The following is a 25,960-nucleotide window of genomic DNA, read 5'->3' as shown; positions in this document are numbered from 1 at the left end:
TACCGGCCTGTCACGCCGGGGGTCGCGGGTTCGAGTCCCGTCCGCTGCGCCATATCTGCCCCGAGGCCCACTGAACGCCTTGGAGCTACGAAGAAAGCCACTGCTTTACTTCGCGTCGATAGCAAAGACCCTGGTCGAAAGGCCGGGGTTTTTTGTGTCTGAAATTTGGCTTCTTCTCCTCTGTGATACCTCCCCTCGAATCTTTCTGCGTAACGGCGAACTTCTGAAGCCGTGGCCAACCAGCTGCGTCGAAAAGTCGCGGTTTTTTGATTTTCTGGTCAGTTTTTTGTTTTCCGCGAGCGAATAAACCTTTAAAGTTAACCTTTCGGTCAACTTCGCATTGTCATCACGGCCCCTTGCATCGTCAAAAGGGGCTTCTGCACGACTCGAGATTTCCAGAACATAACCAGAAGGGTGGCCTCCATGGCCGCTCATAGGATGATCCATGTCCAACCGTGAAATATCCCGGCGCTCGTTCCTTCAGGGCGGGCTGGTGGCGGGTGTGAGCGTGACGCTTGCACCGCTGAGCAGTCAGGCGCTGGCAGCCTTGATGGAAAACAGCGTCACCGTGCCGTCCGAGCAATGGCTTGGTAACAACGGCAAGGCACGCGCCCGCAACGACGCCTTGTCCAAGGTCTGCGGCAGCAAGGTCTTTGCCCGCGACATCCGTGCCAAGGACATGCCGGGCTGGCCGCAGCAGCAAGGCCACGCCATGCTGCTGAAAACCATCAAGGCCGACCGTATCTATGACGGCTATGACCTGTCGTGGCTCGGTGCCGACCTGCAGCCCGATCGCATCGTCACCGCCGACGACCTGGTCAAGGATGGCATCGTCTTCCCCGAAGAGCACGCCCCTGACCCACTGTTGCCGGCCGGCAAGGTGCCGATGTTCATCGGTCACCCAGTGGCGATCCTGATCTGGAACGACTTCGAACGTTTCCGCCAGGCCAAGGCTCAGCTCAAGTTCAATGACAAGGCCATTCGCTACGGTGAAAAAGTGCCGTTCTACGAAGGCGATCCCTATGGCAGCTTCCGTTACGTGCGCGTGGGCGGGCCGACCTCGGCGGACGAAGACGAATTCGCCAGCCTCAAGGACTCGATCCTGTTTCCGATGCTGAAAAACCGTCGCCCGGTGTGGAATTCCCAGCCAAACCTGCACGGCAACCTGACCGAGCGCGGCCTGTTCTACGCCGACCGCATGAAGCAGCAGATCGATACGCCGCCAGACAACTGGCTGGTATTCGACGAGCGCTACAAGACCCCGTCGATCGAACCCGCGGCGATGGAACCGGACAACGGCAACGGCTGGTACGACCCGGCGACCAAGACCCTGCACTTTGTCGTTGCGACACAGTGCCCGCTGGAGACCGCAACCGAGACCGCGAAGATGATCGCGCCGTCGCGTTTCGGCCTGGCGAACCTGAACATGCATCCTGGCTACACCGTCGGCTACGGCTCGAAAGACCACAACATTTTCGTCTACTACGCGGCCTTGGCGGCGTTGTACGGCGCCGGTGTCCCGGTACGCCTGGCCAACGACCGCTACGAGCAATTCCAGAGCGGCATCAAGCGTCACCCGTTCGATATCCGCTATCAGTTGGCGGTGGACAAGACCGACCACAGCTTCAAGATCTTCCGCGCCGAGATGAGCGTCGACGGCGGCGGGCGGGTCAACTACAGCCCGTCTGTAGCGGCAGTAGGCGCCACGGCGGCGCAGTCGATCTACTACATGCCGCAGAACGATCTGCAGGTCACCGCCTATCATTCGCGCGCGGTGGAAGCCGGGTCGATGCGCGGCTACGGCACGCTGCAGAGCATGGCGGCCACGGAAATGATGGTCGATGAAATTGCCGATCGCCTCGGGGTCGATGCCATTGAATTGCGGCGCAAGAACGCCCTGCGTTCGGGCATGAAAAACACCCAGGGCGCGATCCCGGCCGGTGCGCTGCGCCTGCACGAGATTCTCGACAAGGCCGCGGTCAACGAAGTCTGGAAAAACCGTCAGGCGATCAAGCAACAACGTGAATCGGCGGACCCGGACCACTGGTATGGCGTCGGTTTCGCCATTTGCCAGAAAGACTTCGGCACCGGCTCCGAAGCGCCGATGGCCAGCATCGAATACACCATTGACGGTCGCATCACCCTGCGCCACATCGGTATCGAAATCGGTACCGGCATGTCTACCTCGCAGGCGATGGTAGTGGCCGATTTCCTCGGCAGCCCGGCGCACGAAGTGAAGACCGGTGAAACCGAATGGGAAGAGTTGCAGCTGATCAGCGGCGGCAACCCGTACATCATGAGCCAGGCCGAACAGGACAACTTCCTGCGCAACCCGCGTTGGGTCGGCAAGGTCGCGTCGGCGTCGTCGGCGACCAACTCCGCCTATTACTTCAGCCACGCCACCCGTGAAGCGGCGCGTGTGCTGTTCAACCACGGCCTGTGGCCGGCGGCGCTGGAGATCTGGCGCCAAGGCCCCTACGGCGGCCAGGCCAACCCTTACGTGGTGCGCCGCGAGGACGCCCATTGGGTCGACGGCAAGCTCACCGCCAACGGCATGGAACCCTTGCCGTTCGCAGTATTGGCCAAGCGTGCCCACGAACGGGGCCTAGTCACCGGTGCCACGGTGCACGGCTTCAACCGCTGGAGCTGGGCTGAGGCCGAGTACAGCATCGACGGCGTGCGTGAGCGTTTGCCGCTCGATGGCCTGGCGGTCAAGTACGGCGACGGTGCGCCGAAGGCGAAGAAAGCGCAGATGAGCAGCGCCGGTTTCCATCTGCTGGATCGGCAGAACATCGCCTATCCGCCAACCCAGTTGAACAATGCGGCGGTGACTTACTACAGCCCCGTGGCGACGCTGGTGGAAGTGAAGGTGAACAAGGGTTCGAACGAAGTGTCGGTGCTCAATCACCACTCGTGGGTCGAGTGCGGTCGGGTGCTGGTGGAAGAGTTGGTCAAGGGCCAGATCGAAGGTGGCATCGCCATGGGCATCGGCCACGCGCTGATGGAAGAAATGCCGCTGTACGAAGGCGGACCGGGGGAGGGTGACTGGAACTTCAACCGTTACCGCTTGCCGATGGCGCGGCACGTGGCGGTGTGGAAGCAGACCGCGGAAATCCTGCCGCCGCTATCGCCGAGCGATCCGTCCAAGGGCATCGCCGAGGTGGTGATGATCCCGGTGGTCGGTGCCATTGGCAACGCCGTGGCCCACGCCATTGGCAAGCGTGTCCGCGACCTGCCTATCACTTCTGCACGCATCAAGGAGGCCCTCAATGGCTAACCGTCCGCTTCAACTGACCCTCAACGGTCAATCCGTCGGCCCGGTGGACATCCCTGATGACCTGCCGATGATCGACTACCTGCACGAGTACAAGAACCTCACTGGCTCGCGCCTGGGCTGCGGCCAAGGCATTTGCCACGCCTGCGTGGTGATCGTCGACAACCCCGACGGCACCAGTGAAGAAGTGCGCACCTGCATCACCGGCGCACACTATTTCGAAGGCAAGAAAGTCCGGACCATCGAAGGTCATGCGACCCGTGACGAGCAGGGCAAGGTCACCGAGCTGAACCCGATCCAGCAGCGCTTCGTCGACGAGTTCGCCTTCCAGTGCAGCTACTGCGCGCCAGGTTTCGTGAATGCCGCGACGGTGCTGGTGGAAAAGCTGCAGCGTCAGCCGATCGTCAAGAGCCAGCTGGAAAAAGTCATCGAGGACAGCCTCGGTCACCACATCTGCCGTTGCACCGGATACGTGCGCTACTACAGCGCCACGCGCAACGTGCTGACCGATCTCGGCCTGGTCAAGGAGGGCTAAGCATGAAGCAATTACTTACCCGCCTGACCCTGGCGGTCGGCCTGGCTGTGCCCGTGTTGCTGGCGCAGGCGGATGATCAGGTCAAGCGCGGCGAATACCTCGCCCGCGCCGCTGACTGCATGGCCTGCCACACCGCACTGGGTGGCGCGCCCTATGCAGGCGGCCTGGCGATCGTCTCGCCGTTCGGTACCATCTACGGCACCAACATCACCCCGAGCAAAGAGCACGGCATCGGCTTGTACAGCGATGATGAGTTCTTCGCGGCGCTCACCGAAGGCAAGCGACGTGATGGCGCCAACCTGTACCCGGCGATGCCCTACACCTCGTATCACCTGGTACCGCGTGAGGATTCCGACGCGATCCACGCCTACCTGAAAACCGTCGAGCCGATTGAGCGCGCCGCGCCGGTCACGAGCCTGAGTTTTCCGTTCAACGTGCGCCTGGGCCTGATGGGCTGGAACATGATGTACGGCAAGGACGTGAAGCTGGCTGCGACCGAAGGCAAAAGCGAAGCCTGGAAGCGTGGCCAGTACATGGTCGACGTGCTCGGTCACTGTGGCGAATGTCACACCCCACGTGGTCTGCCGGGTGCGATGCAGCAGGATAAACGCATGACCGGCGGTATTCTCAACGGCTACCTGGCACCAAGTCTCTTGGCCACTGACCTGGCGGCCCGTGGCTGGAATCACCAGGACCTGAGCTCGTTCCTCAAGCACGGCATGAGCGCCCAGGGCACCATGTTCAACGAGATGTTCCCGGTGTTCCACAACAGTACCCAGGGCCTCAACGATCCGGACCTGGCGGCGATGGCAACCTTCCTCCTCGGCGACCAGCCGCCAGCGGCGAAAGTCTTGACCGACGTGCCGCTGGACCAGCTCAGTGCCAGCGCACAGCGCGGCCGGCAGGACTACCTGAACGTCTGTGCCGGTTGCCACGCGCCGGGTGGCGAAGGCAAACCGCATATTGCCGTCGCCATGCGCGGCAATACCACCCTGCGCCTGGAAGATCCGCGCAACCTGGTTCGGGTGATCGACGATGGCATCGGCGAGCAGAAGTTCGCAGGATTCGAACACATGCAACCCATGCCCGGTTTCGCGCAAAAGCTCACCGACGAGCAGCTTGCGGACCTGTTGAACTACCTGCGCCAGGTGTGGGGCGGTCAACCGGGTGACCTGGCCTTGAACGATGTGCAGAAGCTGCGGGCTGACGCGCCGCCGCTCGAGCACAAGGCGCACTGACATGCAGCATCTGGATCTGCAGGTAGTGCGCCGCGCGCTGGCATGGTCGGCGGCCGGACAGCGTGTGTGGCTGTGCAGCGTACTGGCCACCTACGGCTCGGCGCCTCGGGCGCCGGGTTCGTTGCTGGCGGTGAATGCTGACGGGCAGTGGATCGGATCGCTGTCCGGTGGGTGCGTCGAGGAGGACTTCCTCGAACGCGTCGCCGAAGGTGCATTCGAGCAAACGGTCAGCGTCGTGCGCTACGGCGAAGGCGATGACCCGCGCTCGCGGATCAGCCTGCCCTGCGGTGGCGTGCTCGAAGTGCTGGTGGAAAAGCTCGAGCCCGTCTGTGAGGTGCAGGCGCATCTGCGGGAGCTGGAGTCGGCGCTATTGGGCCGGCGTCGGCTGATCCGTGAAGTCGACCTGGCCAGCGGCGCGCGCAGTCTGTTCGATGATCGCGAGCAGGGTGTGCGCGTCGAGCGCGAGATCGATCGCGTCAGGCTGCGCATCGGTGCGGCGCAGCGCCTGTTGCTGGCCGGGTACTCCAGTGTCGCGCAGGCCTGCGCGGAGTTCGCCATAGGCCTGGGCTTCGAGGTGATTCTTTGCGATCCGCGGGACGAAGTGCTGGAAGGCGTGGTGCTGGGTAACGTGGAGATTCGTCGTCAATTGCCCTCGGTGTTCATCGCCGACGGGGGCTGCCACAGCGACACGGCGGTGGTGGCGCTGACCCACGATCCGCGCATCGATGACCTGGCGATGATGGAAGCGGTGCGTACCGACGCGTTCTACATCGGCGTGATGGGATCACTGCAGACTTCGCAAAAGCGCTTCGAGCGCTTGCGGCGCATTGGTGGGCTGGGTGAAGCGCAACTGGCGCGGATCCATGCGCCCATCGGGCTGAACCTGGGCAGCAAGACCCCGGCGGAAATCGCCCTGGCGGTACTTGCCGATATCCTGCGAATTCGCAGCGGGATCCCTCGCGATCGGCTGTGATGCAGTCCCTGTCAGGGCTAAGGCTTGTTCGAAAGGAGGCTCGTCGCTTGATTGGACGAGCCTTTTTTGTTGTGCGTCATTCTTGACACTGTCCGGTCAGCTTCTCTAGGATGCTGCCCATGCGCCGATTTAAACAGCTACTTGCGGGGCGCCAGGTAACTCATTGAGTTACCGACAGAAGCTTGAAGCAGGCTTCGAAATACCGCTAAAGCGCTGGTTCGGTGTTGCCTCTCACCTGCCATGCAGACTTTTTGAGGCTGAGACACGACTCGATGAATGCACTAAGCCCTGTTGTACGTCCCGCGCCGATCACGGCACATCTCACCCAGCGCAATCCAAAAATCCTGCTTGGCGGTAAACATCAGCCGACGCTCCTGCGTTATCTCGATGGTTGGCCACGTCGTATCGGTGGGCCAGCAGCTTTCCTGATCCAGTTTGTCGAAGACGGTGAATCCCTGGCGCGTTTTGCCGCGGACAGTTTTGACCTGGCAGTGATTCAGTCGCCAAGCGTCGAAGACGCCCCGGAAATGATCAGGCAACTGACCCGTGTCGCCCGGCAAGGGCTGATTACCCGTCGCTGAGGCCTCAGGGATAGTCGATCTCGACGATGTACACACACTGCTCACCCGTCGGTGTCTGGACCCGTACTTCGGCGTCCAGGGCCTTGCCGATCAGGGCGCGGGCCAAGGGCGAGTCGATGCTGATCAAGCCCTGTTTCAGGTCCAGTTCATCCGGCCCGACGATGCGATAGCGTGATTGCTTGCCATCCTCGTCTTCAATCGTGACCCAAGCGCCAAAATAAACTTTGTTCGGATCGCTGGGCTTTTCACTGACGACCTTGAGGGCTTCCAGGCGTTTGGTCAGGAAGCGCACGCGACTGTCGATTTCGCGCAGCATTTTTTTGCCGTAGGTGTATTCGGCGTTTTCCGAACGATCGCCCTGGGCTGCCGCTTCGCTGACTGCTTGCGTCACTTGGGGGCGGCGTACGTGCCACAGTTCATGAAACTCGGCGCGCATCCGCGCTTCACCTTCGGGGGTGATCAGCGCGGTACCGGCGGTACGGGGAGGGCGATAACGGCTCATGGCAACTTTTCTTCGAATCAGGAGCGCTTGAGTCTATCAACCCTCGCGCAGGACTGTCAGGGGGCTGGCATTCAGGGCGCGCCGGGTGCCGAACACACCAGCACCGCCGATCAGCACGGCGCCGATCAGTGGCAGCACCAGCAGCCATGGATGCGGATGCCAGGGGAGGTCAAAGGCGTAGCGGTAGAGCACCAGGCTGACGACTTCCGAACCGAGTGCCGCGAGCAGGCCGCTGACCGCGCCGAGCAATCCGAACTCGATCCGTCGTGCCTTCACCAGCAGTTGCCGTTCGGCCCCCAGCGCCCGCAGCAGGGCGCCCTGGCGAATGCGTTCGTCCAGGGTCGCCTGCAGGCCGGAAAACAACACCGCCATCCCTGCCGCCAGGACAAACAACAGTACGTATTCCACTGCCAGGGTGACTTGGGCGAGGATGCTGCGCAATTGCGCCAGCAGCGCTTCGACTTGCAGGATCGTCACCGCCGGAAAACTGCGCGACAGGTCGACGATCTGCTGGTCATGCCCTGCCGCCAGATAGAAGCTGGTCAGGTAGGTGGCGGGCAAATCCTTCAGGGTGCCTGGCTGGAAAATCATGAAGAAGTTCGGCTGGAAATTATCCCAGTTGATCTCCCGCAGGCTGGTGACTTTCGCCTCGCGATTGGCCCCGCCGACCGTAAAGACCAGATGGTCGCCGAGCTTGAGTTTCAAGCTCTCGGCGACCTTGCCCTCCACCGACACGCCGGGGATGTCATCCGGCGGTTGCTCTGGCCACCAATGGCCGGCGGTGATCTTGTTGCCCGCGGGCAGGTCTGCCGCCCAGGTCAGGCTCAGGTCACGCTGGATAGCCCGGTCACCCGCCGATTCCTTGGTGACGATTTGCTGCACCGGTTCACCATTGATGCTGATCAGTCGTCCGGGGACTACCGGATACAGTGGCGCCGATTGCGCCGACAACGAGATCAGGCGGTCGGTGAACGCCTGCTTGTCCGCAGGCAGGATATTCAGGGCAAAATAGTTCGGTGCGTTCCTGGGCAGCTGGTTCTGCCAGGTGTCCAGCAACTCGCCGCGCAGCAGGGCGATCAACGCCATCGACAGCAGGATCAGGCCGAATGCCAGGGACTGCCCTGCGGCTGCCAGCGGATGGCGCAGCAATTGGCCCAGCCCCAGGCGCCACGGCAGGGAGGCACGAGCCAGCAGGCGTCGCAGGCTTTTCAATAGCAGCAACAGCAAGCCACCCAATATCAGTGCCGCGACCACGCCGCCGCCGAGCAGGGCGAAGGTCAGCACCAGGTCAAGGCTCAGGCGCCACATGATCAGCCCGAGGGCGCCCAGCGCCGCGCCGTAGACCATCCAGGTGCTGGAAGGGATCGGCAGCAGGTCCCGGCGCAAGACACGCAAGGGGGGAACCCGACCCAACGCCGCCAGCGGCGGCAGGGCAAAACCAGCCAGGGCCACCAGTCCGGTGCCGATACCGGCGATGGCCGGGAGCAGGCCGCCCGGCGGGACATCGGTCGGCAACAAATCGTGCAGCAAGGCGAACAGACCCAATTGCGCCAGCCAGCCGATGACGGCGCCGCCAAGGCTGGCGAGCAGGCCGAGTACGGCCAACTGCAAGCTGAACAGCACCATGGTTTCCCGGCGGGACAGGCCCAGGCAGCGGAGCAGCGCGCTGGCATCGAAGCGGCGGGTGGCGAAGCGCGTCGCTGACAACGCTACGGCCACCCCGGCCAACAATACCGCCACCAGGCTGGCCATATTCAGATAGCGCTCGGCCTTGCCCAGTGCGCCGCCAATCTGCCGGTTGCCGTCGCGGGCATCCTGGATGCGCTGGTTGGCGGCCAGGCCGGGCTTGATCAGTTGGCGATAGGTTTCCAGGGCCGAGGCATCGCCACGCCAGAGTTCGCGGTAGCTGACCCGGCTGCCGGGCTGCACCACGCCAGTGGCTTGCAAGTCGCTGAGATTGATCAGCACCCGCGGCGTCAGGCTGTAGAAGTTGCCGGCGCGGTCGGGCTCGTAGGTCAGTACCCGTGCCAGCTTCAGGGTTTTCATGCCGACATCGATGCTGTCGCCGATCTTCAAGTCCAGCGCCGTCAGCAGCCGGGCTTCGACCCAGGCCTCACCGGGTTTCGGCCCGCCGCCGGATTCTTCCGGGGCGAAAGGCGCAGGGGCGCTTTTCAGCTCACCGCGCAGTGGGTAGACGTCGTCTGCCGCCTTGATGCTGGAGAGCTGTATGCCGTTGTCCGTGGCGATAACACTGGAAAACTCCACCACCCGGGCGTGTTCGAGGCCAAGCTCGGTACCGCTTCTTACTTGCTCGGGGCGCGCTGGCGAGCTGCCTTCGAGCAGCAGGTCGGCTCCGAGAAACTCCGTGGCGCGCAACATCATCGCGCCATTCAGGCGCGCGCCGAAATAGCCGATGGCGGTACTGGCGGCCACCGCGACCACGAGGGCAAAAAACAGCACGCGCAGTTCACCGGCGCGGGCATCGCGCAACAGTTGACGGACGGCGAGACTGAACAGGCGCAACAGCGGCAGGCGTGCCATCAAGGCTCCAGAGGGGCGACCAGCAGGCCGGCTTCAAGGCGGATCAGGCGCCGGCAGCGATGTGCCAGGCGTTCATCATGGGTCACCAGCACCAGGGTCGTGCCGCGTTCCTGGTTGAGTTCGAACAGCAGGTCGCTGATGCGCTCGCCGGTATGGCTATCGAGGTTGCCGGTGGGCTCGTCGGCAAACAGCACGTCGGGTTCGGCCGCAAACGCCCGGGCAATCGCCACACGCTGCTGTTCACCGCCGGAGAGCTGGCGTGGCGAGTGGGTCAGGCGTTGCCCCAGGCCGACCCGTTGCAACAGCTCGGTGGCGCGTCCACGGGCGTCCTGGCGGCCATCGAGCTCCAGCGGCAGCATGACGTTTTCCAGGGCGTTGAGGCTGTCGAGCAGCTGGAATGACTGGAAGACGAAACCCACGTGTTCGGCGCGGATGCGTGCCCGCTGGTCTTCATCGAGGTTGCTCAGGTCCTGGCCGGCGAGGGTGACTTCGCCGCTGCTCGGCAAGTCGAGGCCGGCGAGCAGGCCGAGGAGGGTGGACTTGCCCGAACCGGAGGCACCGACGATGGCCAGGCTGTCGCCCTTGTTCAGTTCCAGGCTGAGTTGGTGCAGGATGGTCAGTTCACCTTCCGCGCTGGGAACCACTTTGCTAAGGTTCTTCGCGGTGAGAATGCTTGCGCCCATGGAGAATCCGATGCGTGTGTGGTTTTTGAGTGCTGGCCTGGCCTTGATGTGCATGGCCCAGAACGCAGCGGCGGGTACAGTCCTGATCGTTGGCGATAGTATCAGCGCCGGTTTCGGACTGGATACCCGCTTGGGGTGGGTGTCGTTGCTCGAGCAGCGGCTCAAGCGCGAAGGTTTCGACGATAAGGTGATCAATGCGTCCATCAGCGGCGACACCAGTGCCGGCGGCCAGGCACGCCTGCCGGCGCTGCTTGCAGAGCATAAGCCTGAGTTGGTGATCCTCGAGTTGGGGGGCAATGACGGCCTGCGCGGCTTGCTCCCAACACAATTGCAACAAAATCTTGCGTCGATGATTCAACAGTCGCAGGACGCGGGCGCCAAGGTGCTGTTGCTCGGCATGCAATTGCCACCCAATTACGGTGCTCGATACACCAAGGCCTTTGCCGACGTCTACAGCAACCTGGCGGATGAGAAAAACGTCCCGTTGGTGCCGTTTTTCCTCGACGGCGTGGGCGGTCATCCGGACCTGATGCAGGCCGATGGCATTCACCCGGCAGCCGGGGCTCAGGACAAGTTGCTGGAAAATGTCTGGCCTACGCTAAAACCACTGTTATGACACTTTTCTAGGAGCGGGCTTTCGGCTAAGGTGGCGCCCCCGATTTGGAGCCCCCGATGCCGCGTTCTGCCTGGTCACTTTATGCCTACCAACTGATCGAGCCTGACGAACAGCTGGATCTGTTCGCCTGCCAGGAAGTGCGGGTACACCTGGTGACCCGACAACTGGAACTGGGCGGCTCGGCAGACCGGACCCTGTGCGGCAGCCTGCTGCCGGCTCAACCGCGTTGGTCGAACGTCGATCGCCGGGTGTTCCAGGACCAGCGCCTGTGTTCGTTGTGCCGGGCCATTCTGGAATCGCAGAAGCGTGGCACGTCGCCGATCTGGCCGGAGTTGCGGTTCGAGCTTTGATCTTCTCTGTGGTGGCGGCCCCTGTAGGAGCTGGCTTGCCAGCGAAGGCGGCCTGACAGTCGACCTATGTTTTGTTTACTGTGTACATATCCATTGCTGCGGTCACGGCTACTTATGGTTTCGCCCTTACGGCAAAGCCAAAGCGAGGCGGCCTGACAGCCGACCTGATTTTTGCGGCCGTACCAGATCCCCTGTAGGAGCGAGCATGCTCGCGAAAAACCTGAGAGCACAACGGGGTGTCAGGCTTCCCGCGTCATCGTTGACCTCCATCGTCGGAACGCCGCCCGGAGCATGCTCGCTCCTACGGGCTTTTCCAAGTGACTCGCCGTAAGGGCGAAACCCTAAGTGGCCGTGACCGCAGGAATGGATATGTACTCTGTCAACAAGCAATGTCAGTCTGCCTTGACTGGCAGCCAGCTCTCCGCATGAAATGCCTTGCATCGCCTACACCCCCCGCAACCTCCCCGAAATAACGGCCAGCGGTGTACAATCGCGTTCTTATACCCTATGTCGATCATGCAAAGGATTTTCCGGATGTTGCCGCGCTTTCCCGCCGTCACCCGCTGCCTGACACTTGCCGCCCTCTGTGTAGCGGGTCCCGTCGCAGCATTGGAGCTACCCCTGCCACCGCCTGGTGAAGACATCGTTGGTCAGGTGCAGGTGATCAAGGCCAAGTACGAAGATACCTTCGCCGACCTGGGCACGACCTACGACCTGGGTTATTCGGAAATGGTGGCCGCCAACCCTGGCGTCGATCCATGGTTGCCTGGCGCCGGCACTGAAATCGTGCTTCCAACCCGCTTCATCCTGCCGCCAGGGCCACGTGAAGGTATTGTGATCAACCTCGCCGAGTACCGCCTCTACTACTTCCCGAAAGGGCGGAACGTGGTGTACACCTACCCGCTGGGTATCGGTCGTGAAGGTTGGGGCTCGCCGATTGCCCACACCAGCATCACCGCCAAGACGCCGAACCCGACCTGGACGCCTCCAGCATCGATCAAGGCCGAACATGCCGCCGATGGTGATCCGCTGCCCAACGTGGTGCCGGCCGGCCCGGACAACCCGCTGGGGCCGTTCAAGTTCACCCTGGGGACGCCGGGCTACCTGATCCACGGCTCGAACAAGAAGTTCGGCATCGGCATGCGCACCAGCCATGGCTGCTTCCGCATGTTCAACAATAACGTGCTGGAAATGGCAGGCATGGTGCCGGTTGGAACGTCGGTGCGGATCATCAACGACTCCTACAAGTTCGGCGTGAGTGGCGGCAAGGTCTACCTGGAAGCGCACACGCCGCTGGATGACAAGGGCAACCCGTCGGTGGTCGACAAGCACACTGCGGTGATCAACGCGATGCTCAAGCGTGAAGACATCACCAATAACCTGCGTATGAACTGGGATGTGGTACGCGATGTAGTGGCTGCCGAAGATGGCCTGCCGGTGGAAATCGGCGTGCCGAACACTACCGCGGCCATGGTGACGAGTGCGCCGATCGACCCGCTGCAGTAATGCCTGAAAAAAACCCGCCGACGCAGGCCGCGTCGGCGGGTTTTTTATTGGCTGCAGGAAACTGCAGGCAATAAAAAAGCCGACCCAAAAAATGGGTCGGCTTGATAATAATCCCGAAGGACTATTACTTGCGGCTAGCTTTTTCCAGCATGCGCAGAGCACGCTCGTTAGCTTCGTCAGCAGTCTGTTGTGCTTTTTGAGCAGCAGCCAGAGCTTCATCAGCTTTACGGTAAGCTTCGTCTGCACGAGCTTGGGAGCGAGCTGCTGCGTCTTCAGTAGCGGTCAGACGTGCTTCGGTTTCTTTCGATGCGCTGCTGCAACCGGTAGCCAGAACTGCGGCCAGGGCCAGAGCAGAGAATTTCAGAACGTTGTTCATCGTGTTCCCCTTCAAGGACTTTCTATTAAGTGGCTGTCTCCTCCGAGTGAGGAAATAGCCGGCGTACATACTACCCATTACTTGTCGTAAGTAAACTGACGTGAAGCAAGAAGCAAAAAAAATTGTAGGCGTTGATTCTTTTTCGAGCAACTTTTAACTGCGTTGTATAAAAAATATCCAGCTGCAAGGCCCGAGATGAGCGAGCCGCCAAGGAAAAGTTCCCCAGGCCCAAAGCTCTTTTTCCGGTCTTGGCTAAAGTCCTTCTAGATGCATTCGTCTACACTTTTGTTCGGAAATTGCGCGGTGTCTCTCATATCTTTCTCCATGTTCAGGTGACTTTAACGAGGGGCGCTCGTCTTATGTCTCAACATCCGGCAATGTTCAGGCTACCGATCGGTGCAAGACCTTCGATCGAGCTGTTTCCTGCGTTATCCACAGCAGCACCTGCCAACCAGCATGATGACGAGCGAACCTTGAGCATTTCTGCCAATGGTGCCTACTATTTGTACGTGCTCGGTTGCGCGAGATCGGTGTAGCTCTTCTCGGTGTCGATTCAGGCACGGGGTGGCGTAGTTGTTCCTTCGCCGGAAAAACATCGGTAAGGTAGGGGTCAGAATTCCAGACCCGCGAGGAGTAGTGATGAGCGAGGCGTTGTCCATCCACCATGACCAGGCTGGTCATCAATTCGAGACCAATGTGGACGGTCATCGTGCCTACCTGACCTATATGGATCTGGGGAAACAGACCCTGGATATCTATCGCACATTTGTGCCCAATGCATTGCGCGGTCGCGGCATTGCCGCGGCCCTGACCGAACAGGCGCTGCAGTACGCCGAGGAAATGGGCTATACCGTCATTCCCTCGTGCTCCTACGTCGAGCGCTACATGGAGCGTCACCAGCGCCATGCTGCCAAGCTGAGCCAGTGACCCTCGAGAAAATCGCGGCATAAAAAAACGCCGGGCTCAGCCCGGCGTTTTTTTGTCTGCGGCAAGCGCCAATCAGGTACGTTGGCGTTTTGGCAGTACTTCCTTGAGCTTGGCATGCATGCTGCGCAAGGTGTTTTCGGTAGCAGTCCAGTCGATGCAGGCATCGGTGATCGACACGCCGTATTGCAGGTCGGCGAGGTCTTTCGGGATGGCCTGGCAACCCCAGTTCAGGTGGCTTTCGACCATCAGGCCGATGATCGACTGATTGCCTTCGAGGATCTGGTTGGCGACGTTTTCCATCACCAGCGGTTGCAGGGCCGGGTCCTTGTTGGAGTTGGCGTGGCTGCAATCGACCATGATGTTGGGCTTGATCTTCGCTTTGTTCAGCGCTTGTTCGCACAGGGCTACGCTGACCGAATCGTAATTCGGCTTACCGTTGCCGCCGCGCAGTACGACGTGACCGTAGGCATTGCCCTTGGTGGTAACGATCGACACGCCACCTTCCTGGTTGATGCCCAGGAAACGGTGCGGGCTGGAAACCGATTGCAGGGCGTTGATCGCTACGGTCAGGCCGCCATCGGTTCCGTTCTTGAAGCCGACGGCCGAGGACAGGCCGGAAGCCATTTCACGGTGAGTCTGGGATTCGGTGGTACGCGCACCGATGGCCGACCAGCTGATCAAATCCTGCAGGTATTGCGGGGAGATCGGGTCGAGTGCCTCGGTAGCGGTTGGCAGGCCCATTTCGGCCAGGTCCAGCAACAGCTGGCGACCGATATGCAGGCCGTCCTGGATCTTGAACGAGTCGTCCAGGTAGGGGTCGTTGATCAAGCCTTTCCAGCCAACGGTGGTGCGTGGCTTCTCGAAATACACGCGCATGACCAGATACAAGGTATCGGACACTTCCGCCGCGAGGACCTTCAGGCGCTCGGCGTACTCGTGGGCCGCCTTGATATCGTGGATCGAGCAAGGCCCGATAACCACGAACAGGCGATGGTCGGTCCCATCGAGAATGTTGCGAATGACTTCGCGGCCCTTGGTGACGGTGCGCAGGGCGGCATCGCTCAGGGGGATATCACGCTTGAGCTGGTCAGGAGTGATCAGCGTCTCGTTGGAAGCGACGTTTAGGTCGTTGATCGGTAAATCAGCCATCGTTTACTCGTCAGGTCACGGGTGCCGGCCGCCAGCGAACCCGCGCGGCGGAGCACAGCAAATTAAGCGCGTCGGGGAGCAGAACCTTAGCGCGTTACACCGTGGCTCGACAATGGGCTGGCCCGGTTTAATCCAGTACGGCCTGTGCAAATGCCTGGTGGACCTTGTCGTGGGAGAACTCGTCGGCATGCTGCTGGACCCACTCCAGGGCCAGGGCCTGGATTTCCTGCAAGTCGTTGTGGGCGTCATGCTGGCGGCAGTAGCGCTCGATCTGGCACACCTGCTCACCCATTCTTGCGCTGAAAAGCGTCTGTTCGTCGACGAAGGCAATGCCCACCAGATAGCCTCGCTTGCGTCGCAGGCACCAGGCCACATAGCCCAGAAAGCGCAGGTCCGGGTTCAGGGTCGGCATGCGCACCTCCAGCGCGGTGCCATGGCGCCAGGCGCGGTGATAATTGCAAGCCATGCCCCCGAGGCTGATAGTGTGCAGCTGTTGCCTGGAGATGCACTCAGGTTTGAGCAACGTCAACTCGACAGGTATATCGTCAGGATGAGGAAGAAAACGTCCCATGAGCACGGACTCCATGTGTCGGCCATCTGACATTGTTCCACCCAGTATAGTGGTCGAATTGGAACTGACCGATTTCGACGCCGACCAACGGCTGTTGGCAATGAGCGGCGTATCGCTGGTGATTTTCACCAGTGTCGGCTGCGCCTCCTGTCGTTTTGCCCGTGAGCAGCTGCCTGCGCTCGACCTGGACGTCGATCGCCTGTGCTGGATCGATGCCGGCAACAATGGAGGGGTGGTCGAGCGATATCAGGTCTTTCACTTGCCGGCGCTGTTTGTCGTACGCGACGGCGAATTCTTCGGGGCACTAAAATCGCGCCTGACCGGCGCCGAGCTCAACGCCGCTCTGGGGCGGGCATTGGGTCGAACAGCAGAGGAGTTGCCATGACGGGTGCAGTTGCGAAACCGAAAATCGGAATTATCGGGACCGGGGCCATCGGCGGGTTCTACGGGATGATGCTGGCTCAGGCCGGCTACGATGTGCATTTTCTGTTGCGCAGCGAGTTTCGTGCGGTGGCCGAGCGCGGGCTGCAACTGCACAGCGCTGTACATGGAGCGCTGACGCTGAATCCGGTGCAGGCTTACTCGGCGGCCGAAGACATGCCACCTTGCGACTGGTTGCTGGTTGGCGCAAAAACCACCAGTAACCACGATCTCGCGCCCGCCATCGTGCAGGCCGCCGCACCGAATGCCAGGGTGCTGCTATTGCAAAATGGCCTGGATGTCGAAGACAGCCTGCGTGAACTGCTGCCCGATGCGCTGCATGTGCTGGGCGGGCTCTGTTATATCTGCGTCCATCGCCAGGGCCCCGGTGTCATTACTCATCAGGCGCTGGGGGCGGTACATGTCGGCTATCACAGCGGGCCGGCGTCCGATGATCCATCGCGTGCCGCGATTGTCGAGGAGGGGGCCGGGTTGTTTCGCGCGGCTGGCATCGACGCCCAGGCCATGGCTAACCTGCATCAGGCGCGCTGGCAGAAACTGGTCTGGAATATTCCTTACAACGGCCTGTCCGTGCTGCTCGGGGCGAGTACCACGCCGCTGATGGCCGACGCCGACAGCCGTGAGCTGATCAGCTCGCTAATGGCCGAAGTGATCCAGGGCGCAACCGCCTGCGGTCACGAAGTGCCCGCCGGTTATGCCGAGCAGCTTTTGCAGGTGACGCAGAGAATGCCGGACTACTGGCCGAGCATGTACCACGATTTTTTGCACAAGCGTCCGTTGGAACTGGAGGCCATCTACGCCCGGCCACTGGCCGCGGCGAAGGCCGTCGGCTGTGAATTGCCACGGATCGAGGCGATGTATCGCAGTTTGAGTTTCATCGATCGACGTAATACCTGAGTCGATCAACCGGAGGGGGAAGGGGATGCCAAAGTCCATAGACGACAAGTTGGTGCTGGCGATTTCTTCGCGAGCGTTGTTCGACCTGAGTGAAAGCCACAAGGTCTACCTGTCGAGTGGCGTCGAGGCCTACCGGCAATATCAGATTGAACACGAAGAAGAAATCCTCGAGCCCGGTGACGCCTTCCCGCTGGTGCAAAAACTCCTCAACCTCAATGCCCACCTCGGCCGGGCCCGGGTCGAGGTGATCCTGGTGTCGCGCAACAGCGCCGACACCGGCCTGCGCGTGTTCAACTCGATCCATCACTATGGACTGGCGATTTCCCGTGCGGCGTTTGTCGGAGGACGCAGTCCGTATCCGTACCTCAAGGCCTTTGGCTGCGATCTGTTTCTTTCAACCCACGCCGATGACGTACGCAGTGCACTGGACGCCGGATTCGCCGCGGCGACCATTCTGTCCGGCGGCGCCAGCCGTGCGGCCAGCGATGAACTGCGCATTGCCTTCGACGGTGATGCCGTGCTGTTTTCCGACGAGTCCGAGCGGGTCTACCAAGCCGGTGGCCTGGAAGCGTTTCAGGCCAGCGAGCGCGAAGCGGCCCGCGAGCCTTTGCGCGGCGGGCCGTTCAAGGGCTTCCTCGCTGCCCTCAATCTGTTGCAGCGCGAATTCCCGGATGATGCTTGTCCGATTCGCACGGCACTGGTCACGGCACGCTCGGCGCCGGCCCATGAGCGGGTGATCCGTACGTTGCGGGAGTGGGATATTCGCCTGGATGAATCGCTGTTTCTCGGTGGCCTGACCAAGTCGGCCTTTCTCGAAGCCTTTGCCGCCGATGTGTTTTTCGACGATCAGGCGGGTCACTGCGAGTTGGCCCGCGAAGTGGTTGCTACCGGCCATGTGCCGCATGGCATAAGCAACGAGCAAAAGGTTTAAGCCCGCCGTTCAACGTGTTACGCCAGATGTCGCTCTCGCCAAGGCACTGCTAAGCTGAATCAATCTCCGCCATGTTGGCACGCGAGGAGGTCATATGATTCGTTCGATGCTGTATGCCACTGACCTCGGGCTGTACGCACCTGTGGTGATGCAGCATGCCCTGGAATTGGCCCGAACATTCAATGCCGACCTGTATGTGGTGCACGCCGTCGAGCCCATGGGGCTGTTTGCCGAATCGGTGCTGCAGAGTTATCTCGATGAGCAGGCATTGAACGAATTTCACAGCCAGGGTCTTAACACGGTGATTGCCAGCATCGAGCAACGGGTGCTCGACAATTTTCGCGAAGAGTTGGGTGACGAGGGGGAGCAGGACCTTGAGCGGATCAAGGCGGTACGGGTGCTGCAGGGGGATCCATCGCAGGTGATTCTCGACCAGGCGCAGAAACTCTCGGTGGATTTGCTCATCGTAGGGAGCCACAGCCATGGTGCGGGTGCTGAAACGCCTTTGGGCCGGACCGCAGCGCGTGTGTTGCAACTGGCCAAGGTACCGGTCTACCTGGTGCCGCTGGTGCAGCGTCGTCGCCAAGGGGATCGCTAGAACACGAATAATGGCATTTTAACAAAAAGTTCTAGATTTATTCTTCAAACCATTAATATAGTTATATACCGTCGCTGATGCCCGTGGCGTCTACCTGCTTTGAGGGATTCATATGAAGCTCCAACAATTGCGCTACATCTGGGAAGTGGCGCACCACGACCTCAACGTTTCCGCTACCGCCCAAAGTCTCTACACCTCTCAGCCGGGCATCAGCAAGCAGATCCGTTTGCTGGAAGACGAATTGGGCGTCGAAGTGTTCGCCCGCAGCGGCAAGCACCTGACGCGCGTTACCCCGGCCGGTGAGCGCATTATCACCACCGCTGGCGAGATCCTGCGCAAGGTCGAAAGCATCAAGCAGATCGCCCAGGAATTCTCCAACGAGAAAAAAGGCACCCTGTCGATTGCTACCACCCACACCCAGGCGCGCTACGCGTTGCCGCCGGTGATCAGCAATTTCATCAAGCAGTATCCGGACGTTGCCCTGCACATGCACCAGGGCTCGCCGATGCAGATCGCCGAGATGGCCGCTGATGGCACCGTGGATTTCGCCATTGCCACCGAAGCCCTCGAACTGTTTGGCGACCTGGTGATGATGCCTTGCTATCGCTGGAATCGCTGTGTGGTCGTGCCCCAAGGGCATCCGCTGACCAAACTCTCGAAGTTGACGCTCGAAGCCCTGGCCGAATACCCGATCGTGACCTATGTGTTCGGTTTCACCGGCCGTTCCAAGCTCGACGAAGCCTTCAGCCACCGTGGCCTGACGCCCAAGGTAGTATTCACCGCCGCGGACGCCGACGTGATCAAGACCTACGTGCGCCTGGGCCTGGGTGTGGGTATCGTGGCGAAAATGGCGGTCGATACCAAGCTCGACAACGACCTGGTGGTGCTCGATGCCAGCGAGTTGTTCGAATCCAGCGTGACCAAGATCGGTTTCCGTCGCGGCACCTTCCTGCGCGGTTTCATGTGTGACTTCATCGAGAAGTTCGCCCCGCACCTGACCCGCGAAGTCATGGCCAAGGCCATCCAGTGCCACAACAAACAGGAGCTGGAAGAGCTGTTCGACGGCGTCGAACTGCCGGTTCACTGATAGAGCGGCCCGGCCGCGTTGGCAGGGCAGCCGGTCAAATCACCTCGGTGACAGCAAACTGTTGCCGAGCGCCCGCCACCAGAATCTCCACCTCGTCGCCTGCGAACTTGCCCAGCAGGCTTTTGCCCAGCGGTGAGCGCGGGGTGATGACGGTAATCAGTTGCCCCACCAGGTCAACCTTCAGGCCCGCCGCATCCGGCGCCAGGAACAACCATTGCTCGCGGCCCTTTTCGTCCTCCAGGCCGAGCAGCGCACCTATCTCGATACCCCGTTGCTCGTCGTACGCACGCAATGGCAGGTTCTGGCAAAGCGCCAGTGACTGGCGAATCTCCTCGACCCGCCTGGCTTGGCCTGCAGCCAGGTAAGACGCCTCCAGCCCCAGGGTGTCGTACTTGTTTTCAGCGATGTTTTCTTCGTGGGTCGCGGTTTCGTAAGCGGTTTGCGCCGCGCGCTCGGCAATGTCGAGATCGACCCGCAGTTTGTCGAGAATCAGTTGGTGGACAGTGTGCTTATTCATGATCAATCGCAGAATTGCAGGACGTTGGCGCGGCTTTTTTCACTCGGTGCCGTCTGGTCCTGTTGCAACCAGAACTGGCAGCGGGGGTTCGACAGGTTGCGGTTGCTGCCGCGCGCCTGGTCGAGTCGTTGCGCCTGCTCGTTCTTGCGCAGGTTTTCTTCATACTGCTCGAACAACGGACTCTGTGCGGGGATGTCCGGCACCGGAGGTGCCACTACCGCCGGCTTGGCCAGTTGTTCCACCGCGGCAGCGACCGGCGCCAGTTGCTCGCTGAAAAAAAGCCGGGACACCAGCCAGCCGGTCAATGCGATGGCGATGAAACCCAGCCACAGGCCCAGGGCGATGCTGCCGGTCAGTTGCAGGGCGCTGAGGTGAATCGCAATGGGTCGGCGCGGAGTAGGGCGGTAGGGCATGGTTGCCTCCTGGCGAGGGGTCGCGGGCGAGTGCCGATTGTCGCACGAAGATTAATCGGCGTCGGCTCTTCTGCGCGGGCTGATTTATGCGGACAATTGGCACCTTTGCCAACGGGAGCCTGGAATGCCTGATATGAAAACCCGCTGGGATATTTTTTGCACCGTGGTCGACAATTTTGGCGACATCGGCGTGACCTGGCGGCTGTCCCGGCAACTGGTGGCCGAGCACGGGGTGGAGGTGCGTTTGTGGGTCGACGATCTGCGCGCCTTCGAGCGCCTGTGTCCGCAGATCGACATTCACGCTGGCCGGCAATGGCACCAGGGTGTCGAGGTATGTCAATGGTCGGCCGACTGGCAACCGGTCGAAGCGGCCGATGTGGTGATCGCCGCGTTCGCCTGCCAGTTGCCAGGCGCCTACATGGACGCCATGGCGCAGCGGGACAAAACGCCGCTGTGGATGAACCTCGATTACCTGAGCGCCGAGGATTGGGTGATCGGCTGCCACGGCTTGCCGTCGGTAAAATATAAACACGTCCAGAAGCACTTTTTCTTCCCCGGGTTCCAAAAAGGTACGGGCGGCCTGCTGCGTGAAAGCGGATTACTCGAACGGCGCCGGCAATTCCAGCAGAGTCCCGAGGCTCAGCAAACCTTCCTGCAAGGCCTGGGAGTCGATCGGGTGCCCGGTGCGCTACTGATTTCGCTGTTTGCCTATGAAAATGCCGGGTTGGCCAGCTGGCTGGACACCTTGGCGAGCGACTCGATGCCCACTCATCTGCTGGTGCCGCAAGGGCGTATCCTGGGTGACGTCGAGCGTTGGCTGGGCGTGAGGGACCTGCAGGCGGGGGCACTGCATGTGCGCGATGCCTTGACCGTGCAGGTGCTGCCGTTCGTCCGACAGGACCAGTATGACCCGTTGCTCTGGTGCTGTGATTTCAACGCCGTACGCGGCGAAGATTCCTTTGTCCGCGCGCAATGGGCGGGACGGCCGATGTTGTGGCACATCTATCAGCAGGAGGAAGATGTTCATCTGGACAAGCTCGAAGCCTTCCTCGCGCTCTATACCAAGGACCTGACACCTGCGGCTGGCGAGGCGATCAGCGGTCTCTGGCGGGCCTGGAATGCCGGTGAGACAATGACCGACCATTGGCATTCAACGCGCAAACACTGGCCACAGCTGCAAAAACACGCCGAGACGTGGTGTCTGGAACAGGCCTTGCACACCGATCTTGCCGCAGCGCTGGTACAGTTTTATGTAAATTGGATATGATACGCGGCCTAGATTTTTGTAAATCCCATCCAAATTCGGATATTCGCAATGAAAACTGGTAAAGAACTCAAACCCGGTACCGTGATCCGTATCGACAACGATCCTTGGCTGGTTCAGAAAGCTGAATTCACCAAGTCGGGCCGTAACAGCGCGATCATGAAGACCAAGCTGAAAAACCTGCTGACCGGCTACAAGACCGAAACCGTCTACAGCGCCGACGACAAGCTGGACGACGTGATCCTGGACCGCAAAGAAGCGACCCTGTCCTTCATCAGCGGTGACAGCTACACGTTCATGGACACCACCGACTACACCATGTACGAACTGAATGCCGAAGACATCGAAAGCGTTCTGCCGTTCATCGAAGAAGGCATGACCGACGTTTGCGAAGCCGTGTTCTTCGAAGGCCGCCTGGTTTCCGTAGAGCTGCCGACCACCATCGTGCGTCAGGTTGACTACACCGAAGGTTCCGCTCGCGGCGACACTTCCGGCAAGGTGATGAAGCCTGCCAAACTGAAGAACGGTACCGAGCTGTCGGTTGCTGACTTCATCGAAATCGGCGACATGATCGAGATCGATACCCGCGAAGGCGGTTCCTACAAAGGCCGTGCTAAATAAGCACTGCTTCAGGAATGAAAAAGCCCGACCATCGAGTCGGGCTTTTTTGTGCCTTGTAGGAGGGTGGTGTTATTTCAGGTGTTGCTTGAGCTCTTCAGACGCTTGAAGCATCGCCGAACGCACCGCCGGCACCTGGCTGACCACGTTGAGCAAACCATAGTCGTGGATCATGCCGTTGTAGCGTACCGAGGTTACCGCCACGCCGGCCTCGTCGAGTTTGCGGGCGTAGGCCTCGCCTTCATCGCGCAGTACGTCGGCTCCGGCGGTTTGCACCAACGCAGGTGGCAGGCCCTTGAGTTGCGCCGGGGTCGCCCGCAGCGGCGAAGCGTAGATCTCGTTACGCTGCCTGGCGTCGGTGGTGTAGTTGTCCCAGAACCACTTCATCATGTTGCGAGTCAGGAAATGCCCTTCGGCATACTGGTTATAGGAACCAGTGTCGAAGTTGGCATCGGTCACCGGCCACAACAGGACCTGGAATTTGATTGCCGGTGTACCTTTGTCTTTTGCCATCAACGCGACCACTGCCGCCATGTTGCCGCCAACACTGTTGCCGGCCACCGCCAGGCGTTTGCCGTCGACGTTGATCTCCTTGCCGTGCTCGGCCACCCATCGGGTCGCGGCGTAAGCCTGGTTGATCGCCACCGGGTAGTGCGCTTCCGGTGACGGCGTGTAGTTGACGAAAACCGCTGCCGCCCCCGAGCCCGCCACCAGATCCCGAACCAGTCGCTCGTGGGTGGGGAAGTCCCCCAGTACCCAGCCGCCGCCGTGGAAGAACATGAACACCGGCAGCTCGCCCTTGACCCCGGCCGGCCGGACGATGGTCAGGTCCAGCGGTTGGCCATCGACCTGGATGGTCTTCTGGCTGACATCGGCTTTTGGCAACGTCAGCTTCACCCCGGATTGCGCGCCCACCAGCACGGCGCGAGCATCTTTGGGCGTCAGCTGTTCCATCGGTTTGCCAGTGCCGGCATTCAGCACATCGAGAAACGCCTGGGTGTTGTGTTCAACGTCGCCGGCGAATGCACTGTGGACAGACAGGGCGAGAAGGGTGCCGGTCAAGACTTTGCTGAAAGTGTTCATGTTCATTTCCTGTTCGGGCCTGAGTGGAAAGCGACGTTAGACCGTTACGTGCAGACGCACTTCGACGTTGCCGCGGGTGGCGTTGGAGTACGGGCAGACCTGGTGGGCAGCCTCGACCAATGTTTGTGCGTCGGCTTGTTCAAGACCCGGCAAGCTGATGTGCAAGTCGATATCCAGGCCGAAACCGCCAGGGATCTGGCCGATGCCGACGTGGGCCGTGATCGACGCGTCATCCGGGATTTTGCGTTTGGTCTGGCTGGCGACGAATTTCAGCGCGCCAATGAAGCAGGCGGAGTAACCGGCGGCGAACAGTTGCTCAGGGTTGGTCGCCGCCCCACCAGCACCACCAAGTTCTTTTGGGGTGGCGAGCTTGACGTCGAGAATGTTGTCGCTGGAGATCGCACGACCGTCGCGGCCACCGGTGGATGTTGCGATGGCGGTGTAGAGAGTTTGCATGGTGAAAGCCTCGTTCGGGTTTGGTTGTTTGCGCTAAATGTTTGCGCGCTAAGTAAGTGCGAGATAAATGTATCGCGCTAATGTTTAGTGCGCAAGATATATTTATGAAAAAATTCGGATCAGTTGAATTTTCACCGCAAACGCAGAACGACTGTGGGAGCGAGCCTGCTCGCGAAGAGGGCGTGTCAGGCAACATCAATATCGCCTGACATGCCCTCATCGCGAGCAGGCTCGCTCCCACAGGGGAGGATTTTCGGGAGGTTTGAAAATTAGAGGCTGTCTTGCAGATGCCGACGCAGTTCCTGCAGTTCTGCCTGGAGTTTCTGCAGTCGCTCCAGCGTCATGCCGCTGGCGCCGAGGATGCATTGCGGAATGTCACGGGCCTTGTCGCGCAAGGCGCGGCCCTGTTCGGTGAGTTCGACGATCACCACGCGCTCGTCCTCACGGCTGCGGGTGCGGCTGAGCAGGCCTTCGGCCTCCAGACGCTTGAGCAGTGGCGTGAGCGAGCCGGGATCGGTCAACAGGCGCGCACTGATTTCACCTACGGTCAAACCGTCCTTCTCCCACAGCACCATCATCGCCAGGTATTGCGGATAGGTCAGGCCCAGCGCCTGCAGCAAGGGCTTGTAGACCTTGGTCATCATCAGCGAGGTGGAATGCAGGGCGAAACAGGCCTGGTTGTCGAGCAGCAGGTCGTCGCAATTGTCCGGTGTGTCGCGCTTGGTGGTCATTGGGGAGCCTTGATCAGTCATCTTCATGAATCTAGCGGGCAAATCTTTAACGCGCCAGACAATTCTGGGCTAGTGCCGGCCCAGATGGGTTTGCAGCTCCAGGTCCCAGGGCGGAATGGGGCTGAAACGGGTTTTCAGGTATTCCAGGAGAAGGCGACTGCGTGAGTTGGGTTGTTGCTGCAGTCGCAAGGCGTAGATCCCGGAACTTTCCGGCTTTGGCAGGCCGTTCTCGCAGAACAACGGCAGCAATTCGCCGCGCAACAGGTATTCGCTGACGAGCCAGGTCGGCAAATGGGCAATGCCCAGGCCGGCCAGTGCGCTGTAGATCAACGCTTCGGCATTGTTGGCGCTCATGCGCACGCGCGACGGCCGATGCAATTGCATCTGGCCGTCCCGTTCAAAGCGCCAGGCGAAGGGAGGGGCCAGGCCGGCCCAGTCCAGGCCATCATGCTCGACCAGTTGCGCCGGATCATTCGGCACGCCGCGGCGTTGCAAGTAGGCGGGGCTGGCGCAGGCGATGCGCACCATGCTCGCCAGCGGCGTGGCCACCAACCGCGTATCGGCCAATTGCCCGGCGCGCAACACCAGGTCGACTTTGCCCAGGTTCAAGCCCTGCATGTCGACAAAGCTGTCGATCAACTGCAATTGCACGTCGAGGCCGGGATAGAGCAGCAGGAAATCCGCAATCACCGGTGCCAGGTGACGCCGCCCGAACGCGGCCGGTGCATCGATACGAATCAGACCTTCCGGAGCACTGCTCAGGGACACCGCTTCGGCCCGGGCCAGGCGCAATTCGGCGACGATCCTGCGTGCGCGCTCAGCGAACGCCATGCCCGCGGGTGTCGCGCGCACCGCATGGGTGCTGCGAATGAACAATTGGCTGCCGACGGCGCCTTCCAGACTGTCAATGCGCCGCGCCACGGCCGAAGGCGTCAGGGGATGACGGCGTGATGCGGCGGAAAAACTGCCGGTTTCCAGAACGTCGAGAAACAGGCCCAGTTGATCGGTCAGTTGGTTGGGGTTCATGAGTGGCTCGATGCTTGTGCGAGTTTGGCATAGCCATTGTGCGTTGCTGTGCGTTTCGCCGCCAGAACCAGTTGCG

At 60.9% G+C, this 25,960-nt stretch carries 28 protein-coding genes; 16 read left to right on the top strand and 12 right to left on the bottom strand.

Going from position 1 to position 25,960, the window contains the following annotated elements; genetic code table 11:
* Positions 1-445 precede the first annotated feature (445 nt).
* The 5 genes from QLG10_RS10795 to QLG10_RS10775 all read left to right on the top strand — a co-directional run bounded on the left by QLG10_RS10795 (position 446) and on the right by QLG10_RS10775 (position 6,601).
* The gene (locus QLG10_RS10795) at positions 446-3,277 is read left to right on the top strand and encodes a xanthine dehydrogenase family protein molybdopterin-binding subunit (protein WP_282487324.1); all 2,832 of its coding nucleotides are present in this window, start codon (positions 446-448) and stop codon (positions 3,275-3,277) included.
* Positions 3,270-3,809 carry a (2Fe-2S)-binding protein gene (locus QLG10_RS10790; RefSeq protein ID WP_007982256.1) on the top strand — a complete coding sequence of 180 codons (540 nt, stop codon included), beginning with the start codon at positions 3,270-3,272 and terminating at the stop codon, positions 3,807-3,809. The genes QLG10_RS10795 and QLG10_RS10790 overlap by 8 nt, the downstream gene beginning before the upstream one ends.
* Before the next feature lie 2 nt (positions 3,810-3,811).
* Positions 3,812-5,047, top strand: coding sequence for a cytochrome c (locus tag QLG10_RS10785; protein WP_282487323.1), 1,236 nt, complete (start codon positions 3,812-3,814; stop codon positions 5,045-5,047).
* Between the two features lies 1 nt (position 5,048).
* Positions 5,049-6,020 (top strand): XdhC family protein, encoded by a 972-nt coding sequence (locus QLG10_RS10780; protein ID WP_282487322.1) that lies wholly within the window; start codon positions 5,049-5,051, stop codon positions 6,018-6,020.
* 272 nt (positions 6,021-6,292) lie between these two features.
* Positions 6,293-6,601: a class I SAM-dependent methyltransferase gene (locus QLG10_RS10775; protein ID WP_188264713.1), complete on the top strand. Its 309-nt coding sequence runs from the start codon at positions 6,293-6,295 to the stop codon at positions 6,599-6,601.
* A gap of 4 nt (positions 6,602-6,605) precedes the next feature.
* Here QLG10_RS10775 and greB read toward each other — a convergent pair whose 3' ends face one another.
* Genes greB through QLG10_RS10760 form a run of 3 tightly spaced genes read right to left on the bottom strand, consistent with a single transcriptional unit; the run spans position 6,606 to position 10,327 of the window.
* The gene (greB, locus tag QLG10_RS10770) at positions 6,606-7,103 is read right to left on the bottom strand and encodes a transcription elongation factor GreB (protein WP_020795466.1); all 498 of its coding nucleotides are present in this window, start codon (positions 7,101-7,103) and stop codon (positions 6,606-6,608) included.
* Positions 7,104-7,139: 36 nt separating this feature from the next.
* Positions 7,140-9,644, bottom strand: coding sequence for an ABC transporter permease (locus tag QLG10_RS10765; protein WP_188264714.1), 2,505 nt, complete (start codon positions 9,642-9,644; stop codon positions 7,140-7,142).
* Positions 9,644-10,327, bottom strand: coding sequence for an ABC transporter ATP-binding protein (locus tag QLG10_RS10760; protein ID WP_020795464.1), 684 nt, complete (start codon positions 10,325-10,327; stop codon positions 9,644-9,646). Before QLG10_RS10760 ends, QLG10_RS10765 begins: the two co-directional genes overlap by 1 nt.
* A gap of 10 nt (positions 10,328-10,337) precedes the next feature.
* Between QLG10_RS10760 and QLG10_RS10755 the strand changes: the two genes are divergently transcribed.
* The 3 genes from QLG10_RS10755 to QLG10_RS10745 all read left to right on the top strand — a co-directional run bounded on the left by QLG10_RS10755 (position 10,338) and on the right by QLG10_RS10745 (position 12,799).
* Complete coding sequence (locus tag QLG10_RS10755; RefSeq protein ID WP_188264715.1) at positions 10,338-10,943, top strand: arylesterase; 606 nt, start codon at positions 10,338-10,340, stop codon at positions 10,941-10,943.
* Positions 10,944-10,999: 56 nt separating this feature from the next.
* Positions 11,000-11,293, top strand: coding sequence for a hypothetical protein (locus tag QLG10_RS10750; RefSeq protein WP_008055299.1), 294 nt, complete (start codon positions 11,000-11,002; stop codon positions 11,291-11,293).
* A 534-nt stretch (positions 11,294-11,827) separates the two neighbouring features.
* Positions 11,828-12,799: a L,D-transpeptidase family protein gene (locus QLG10_RS10745; RefSeq protein WP_020800381.1), complete on the top strand. Its 972-nt coding sequence runs from the start codon at positions 11,828-11,830 to the stop codon at positions 12,797-12,799.
* 124 nt (positions 12,800-12,923) lie between these two features.
* Here the strand turns inward: QLG10_RS10745 and oprI are convergent, their stop codons facing one another.
* Entirely contained in the window at positions 12,924-13,175 is a 252-nt protein-coding gene (gene oprI, locus QLG10_RS10740; RefSeq protein WP_003183784.1) for an outer membrane lipoprotei OprI, read from the bottom strand.
* Between the two features lie 639 nt (positions 13,176-13,814).
* Between oprI and QLG10_RS10735 the strand changes: the two genes are divergently transcribed.
* Positions 13,815-14,102, top strand: coding sequence for a GNAT family N-acetyltransferase (locus QLG10_RS10735; RefSeq protein ID WP_020800382.1), 288 nt, complete (start codon positions 13,815-13,817; stop codon positions 14,100-14,102).
* A gap of 72 nt (positions 14,103-14,174) precedes the next feature.
* Here QLG10_RS10735 and QLG10_RS10730 read toward each other — a convergent pair whose 3' ends face one another.
* A complete protein-coding gene (locus QLG10_RS10730; RefSeq protein WP_020800383.1) occupies positions 14,175-15,251 on the bottom strand; it encodes a 3-deoxy-7-phosphoheptulonate synthase in 1,077 nt (358 codons plus the stop codon).
* A gap of 127 nt (positions 15,252-15,378) precedes the next feature.
* Positions 15,379-15,822 carry a PilZ domain-containing protein gene (locus QLG10_RS10725; RefSeq protein WP_020800384.1) on the bottom strand — a complete coding sequence of 148 codons (444 nt, stop codon included), beginning with the start codon at positions 15,820-15,822 and terminating at the stop codon, positions 15,379-15,381.
* Between QLG10_RS10725 and QLG10_RS10720 the strand changes: the two genes are divergently transcribed.
* From QLG10_RS10720 to cysB, 5 genes are all read left to right on the top strand, one after another.
* Positions 15,821-16,207, top strand: a complete 387-nt coding sequence (locus tag QLG10_RS10720) for a thioredoxin family protein (protein WP_083349446.1) — start codon at positions 15,821-15,823, stop codon at positions 16,205-16,207. The two genes, QLG10_RS10725 and QLG10_RS10720, sit on opposite strands and share 2 nt — an antisense overlap.
* Positions 16,204-17,160, top strand: coding sequence for a putative 2-dehydropantoate 2-reductase (locus tag QLG10_RS10715; protein ID WP_282487321.1), 957 nt, complete (start codon positions 16,204-16,206; stop codon positions 17,158-17,160). The genes QLG10_RS10720 and QLG10_RS10715 overlap by 4 nt, the downstream gene beginning before the upstream one ends.
* 25 nt (positions 17,161-17,185) lie before the next feature.
* Entirely contained in the window at positions 17,186-18,091 is a 906-nt protein-coding gene (locus QLG10_RS10710; RefSeq protein ID WP_110749161.1) for a 5'-nucleotidase, read from the top strand.
* A 94-nt stretch (positions 18,092-18,185) separates the two neighbouring features.
* Complete coding sequence (locus tag QLG10_RS10705) at positions 18,186-18,689, top strand: universal stress protein (protein ID WP_110749159.1); 504 nt, start codon at positions 18,186-18,188, stop codon at positions 18,687-18,689.
* Positions 18,690-18,801: 112 nt separating this feature from the next.
* A complete protein-coding gene (cysB, locus tag QLG10_RS10700; RefSeq protein ID WP_008057010.1) occupies positions 18,802-19,776 on the top strand; it encodes an HTH-type transcriptional regulator CysB in 975 nt (324 codons plus the stop codon).
* 34 nt (positions 19,777-19,810) lie between these two features.
* On the opposite strand, the gene QLG10_RS10695 is transcribed toward cysB, so the two are convergent.
* Together QLG10_RS10695 and QLG10_RS10690 are read right to left on the bottom strand one after the other, a co-directional pair.
* A complete protein-coding gene (locus QLG10_RS10695; protein WP_110749157.1) occupies positions 19,811-20,293 on the bottom strand; it encodes a GreA/GreB family elongation factor in 483 nt (160 codons plus the stop codon).
* Positions 20,294-20,295: 2 nt separating this feature from the next.
* Positions 20,296-20,706, bottom strand: a complete 411-nt coding sequence (locus QLG10_RS10690) for a hypothetical protein (RefSeq protein ID WP_110749155.1) — start codon at positions 20,704-20,706, stop codon at positions 20,296-20,298.
* A gap of 124 nt (positions 20,707-20,830) precedes the next feature.
* On the opposite strand from QLG10_RS10690, the gene earP reads away from it, so the two are divergent.
* Positions 20,831-21,973 carry an elongation factor P maturation arginine rhamnosyltransferase EarP gene (earP, locus tag QLG10_RS10685; protein WP_282487320.1) on the top strand — a complete coding sequence of 381 codons (1,143 nt, stop codon included), beginning with the start codon at positions 20,831-20,833 and terminating at the stop codon, positions 21,971-21,973.
* A gap of 48 nt (positions 21,974-22,021) precedes the next feature.
* Positions 22,022-22,591: an elongation factor P gene (gene efp, locus QLG10_RS10680; RefSeq protein WP_008057003.1), complete on the top strand. Its 570-nt coding sequence runs from the start codon at positions 22,022-22,024 to the stop codon at positions 22,589-22,591.
* 69 nt (positions 22,592-22,660) lie between these two features.
* Here the strand turns inward: efp and QLG10_RS10675 are convergent, their stop codons facing one another.
* The 4 genes from QLG10_RS10675 to QLG10_RS10660 all read right to left on the bottom strand — a co-directional run bounded on the left by QLG10_RS10675 (position 22,661) and on the right by QLG10_RS10660 (position 25,884).
* A complete protein-coding gene (locus tag QLG10_RS10675) occupies positions 22,661-23,671 on the bottom strand; it encodes an alpha/beta hydrolase (RefSeq protein WP_188264719.1) in 1,011 nt (336 codons plus the stop codon).
* A gap of 36 nt (positions 23,672-23,707) precedes the next feature.
* Positions 23,708-24,127, bottom strand: a complete 420-nt coding sequence (locus QLG10_RS10670; protein ID WP_110749149.1) for an organic hydroperoxide resistance protein — start codon at positions 24,125-24,127, stop codon at positions 23,708-23,710.
* A gap of 269 nt (positions 24,128-24,396) precedes the next feature.
* A complete protein-coding gene (locus QLG10_RS10665) occupies positions 24,397-24,858 on the bottom strand; it encodes a MarR family transcriptional regulator (RefSeq protein WP_020800394.1) in 462 nt (153 codons plus the stop codon).
* Between the two features lie 69 nt (positions 24,859-24,927).
* A complete protein-coding gene (locus tag QLG10_RS10660; RefSeq protein WP_188264720.1) occupies positions 24,928-25,884 on the bottom strand; it encodes a LysR family transcriptional regulator in 957 nt (318 codons plus the stop codon).
* Between the last annotated feature and the right edge of the window lie 76 nt (positions 25,885-25,960).

It is taken from the genome of Pseudomonas sp. V98_8 (assembly GCF_029967975.1).
In the GTDB taxonomy this organism is placed as follows: domain Bacteria; phylum Pseudomonadota; class Gammaproteobacteria; order Pseudomonadales; family Pseudomonadaceae; genus Aquipseudomonas; species Aquipseudomonas umsongensis.
The sequence above is the reverse complement of the archived record's forward strand: the minus strand, read 5'-3'. Positions and strand labels throughout refer to the sequence as shown.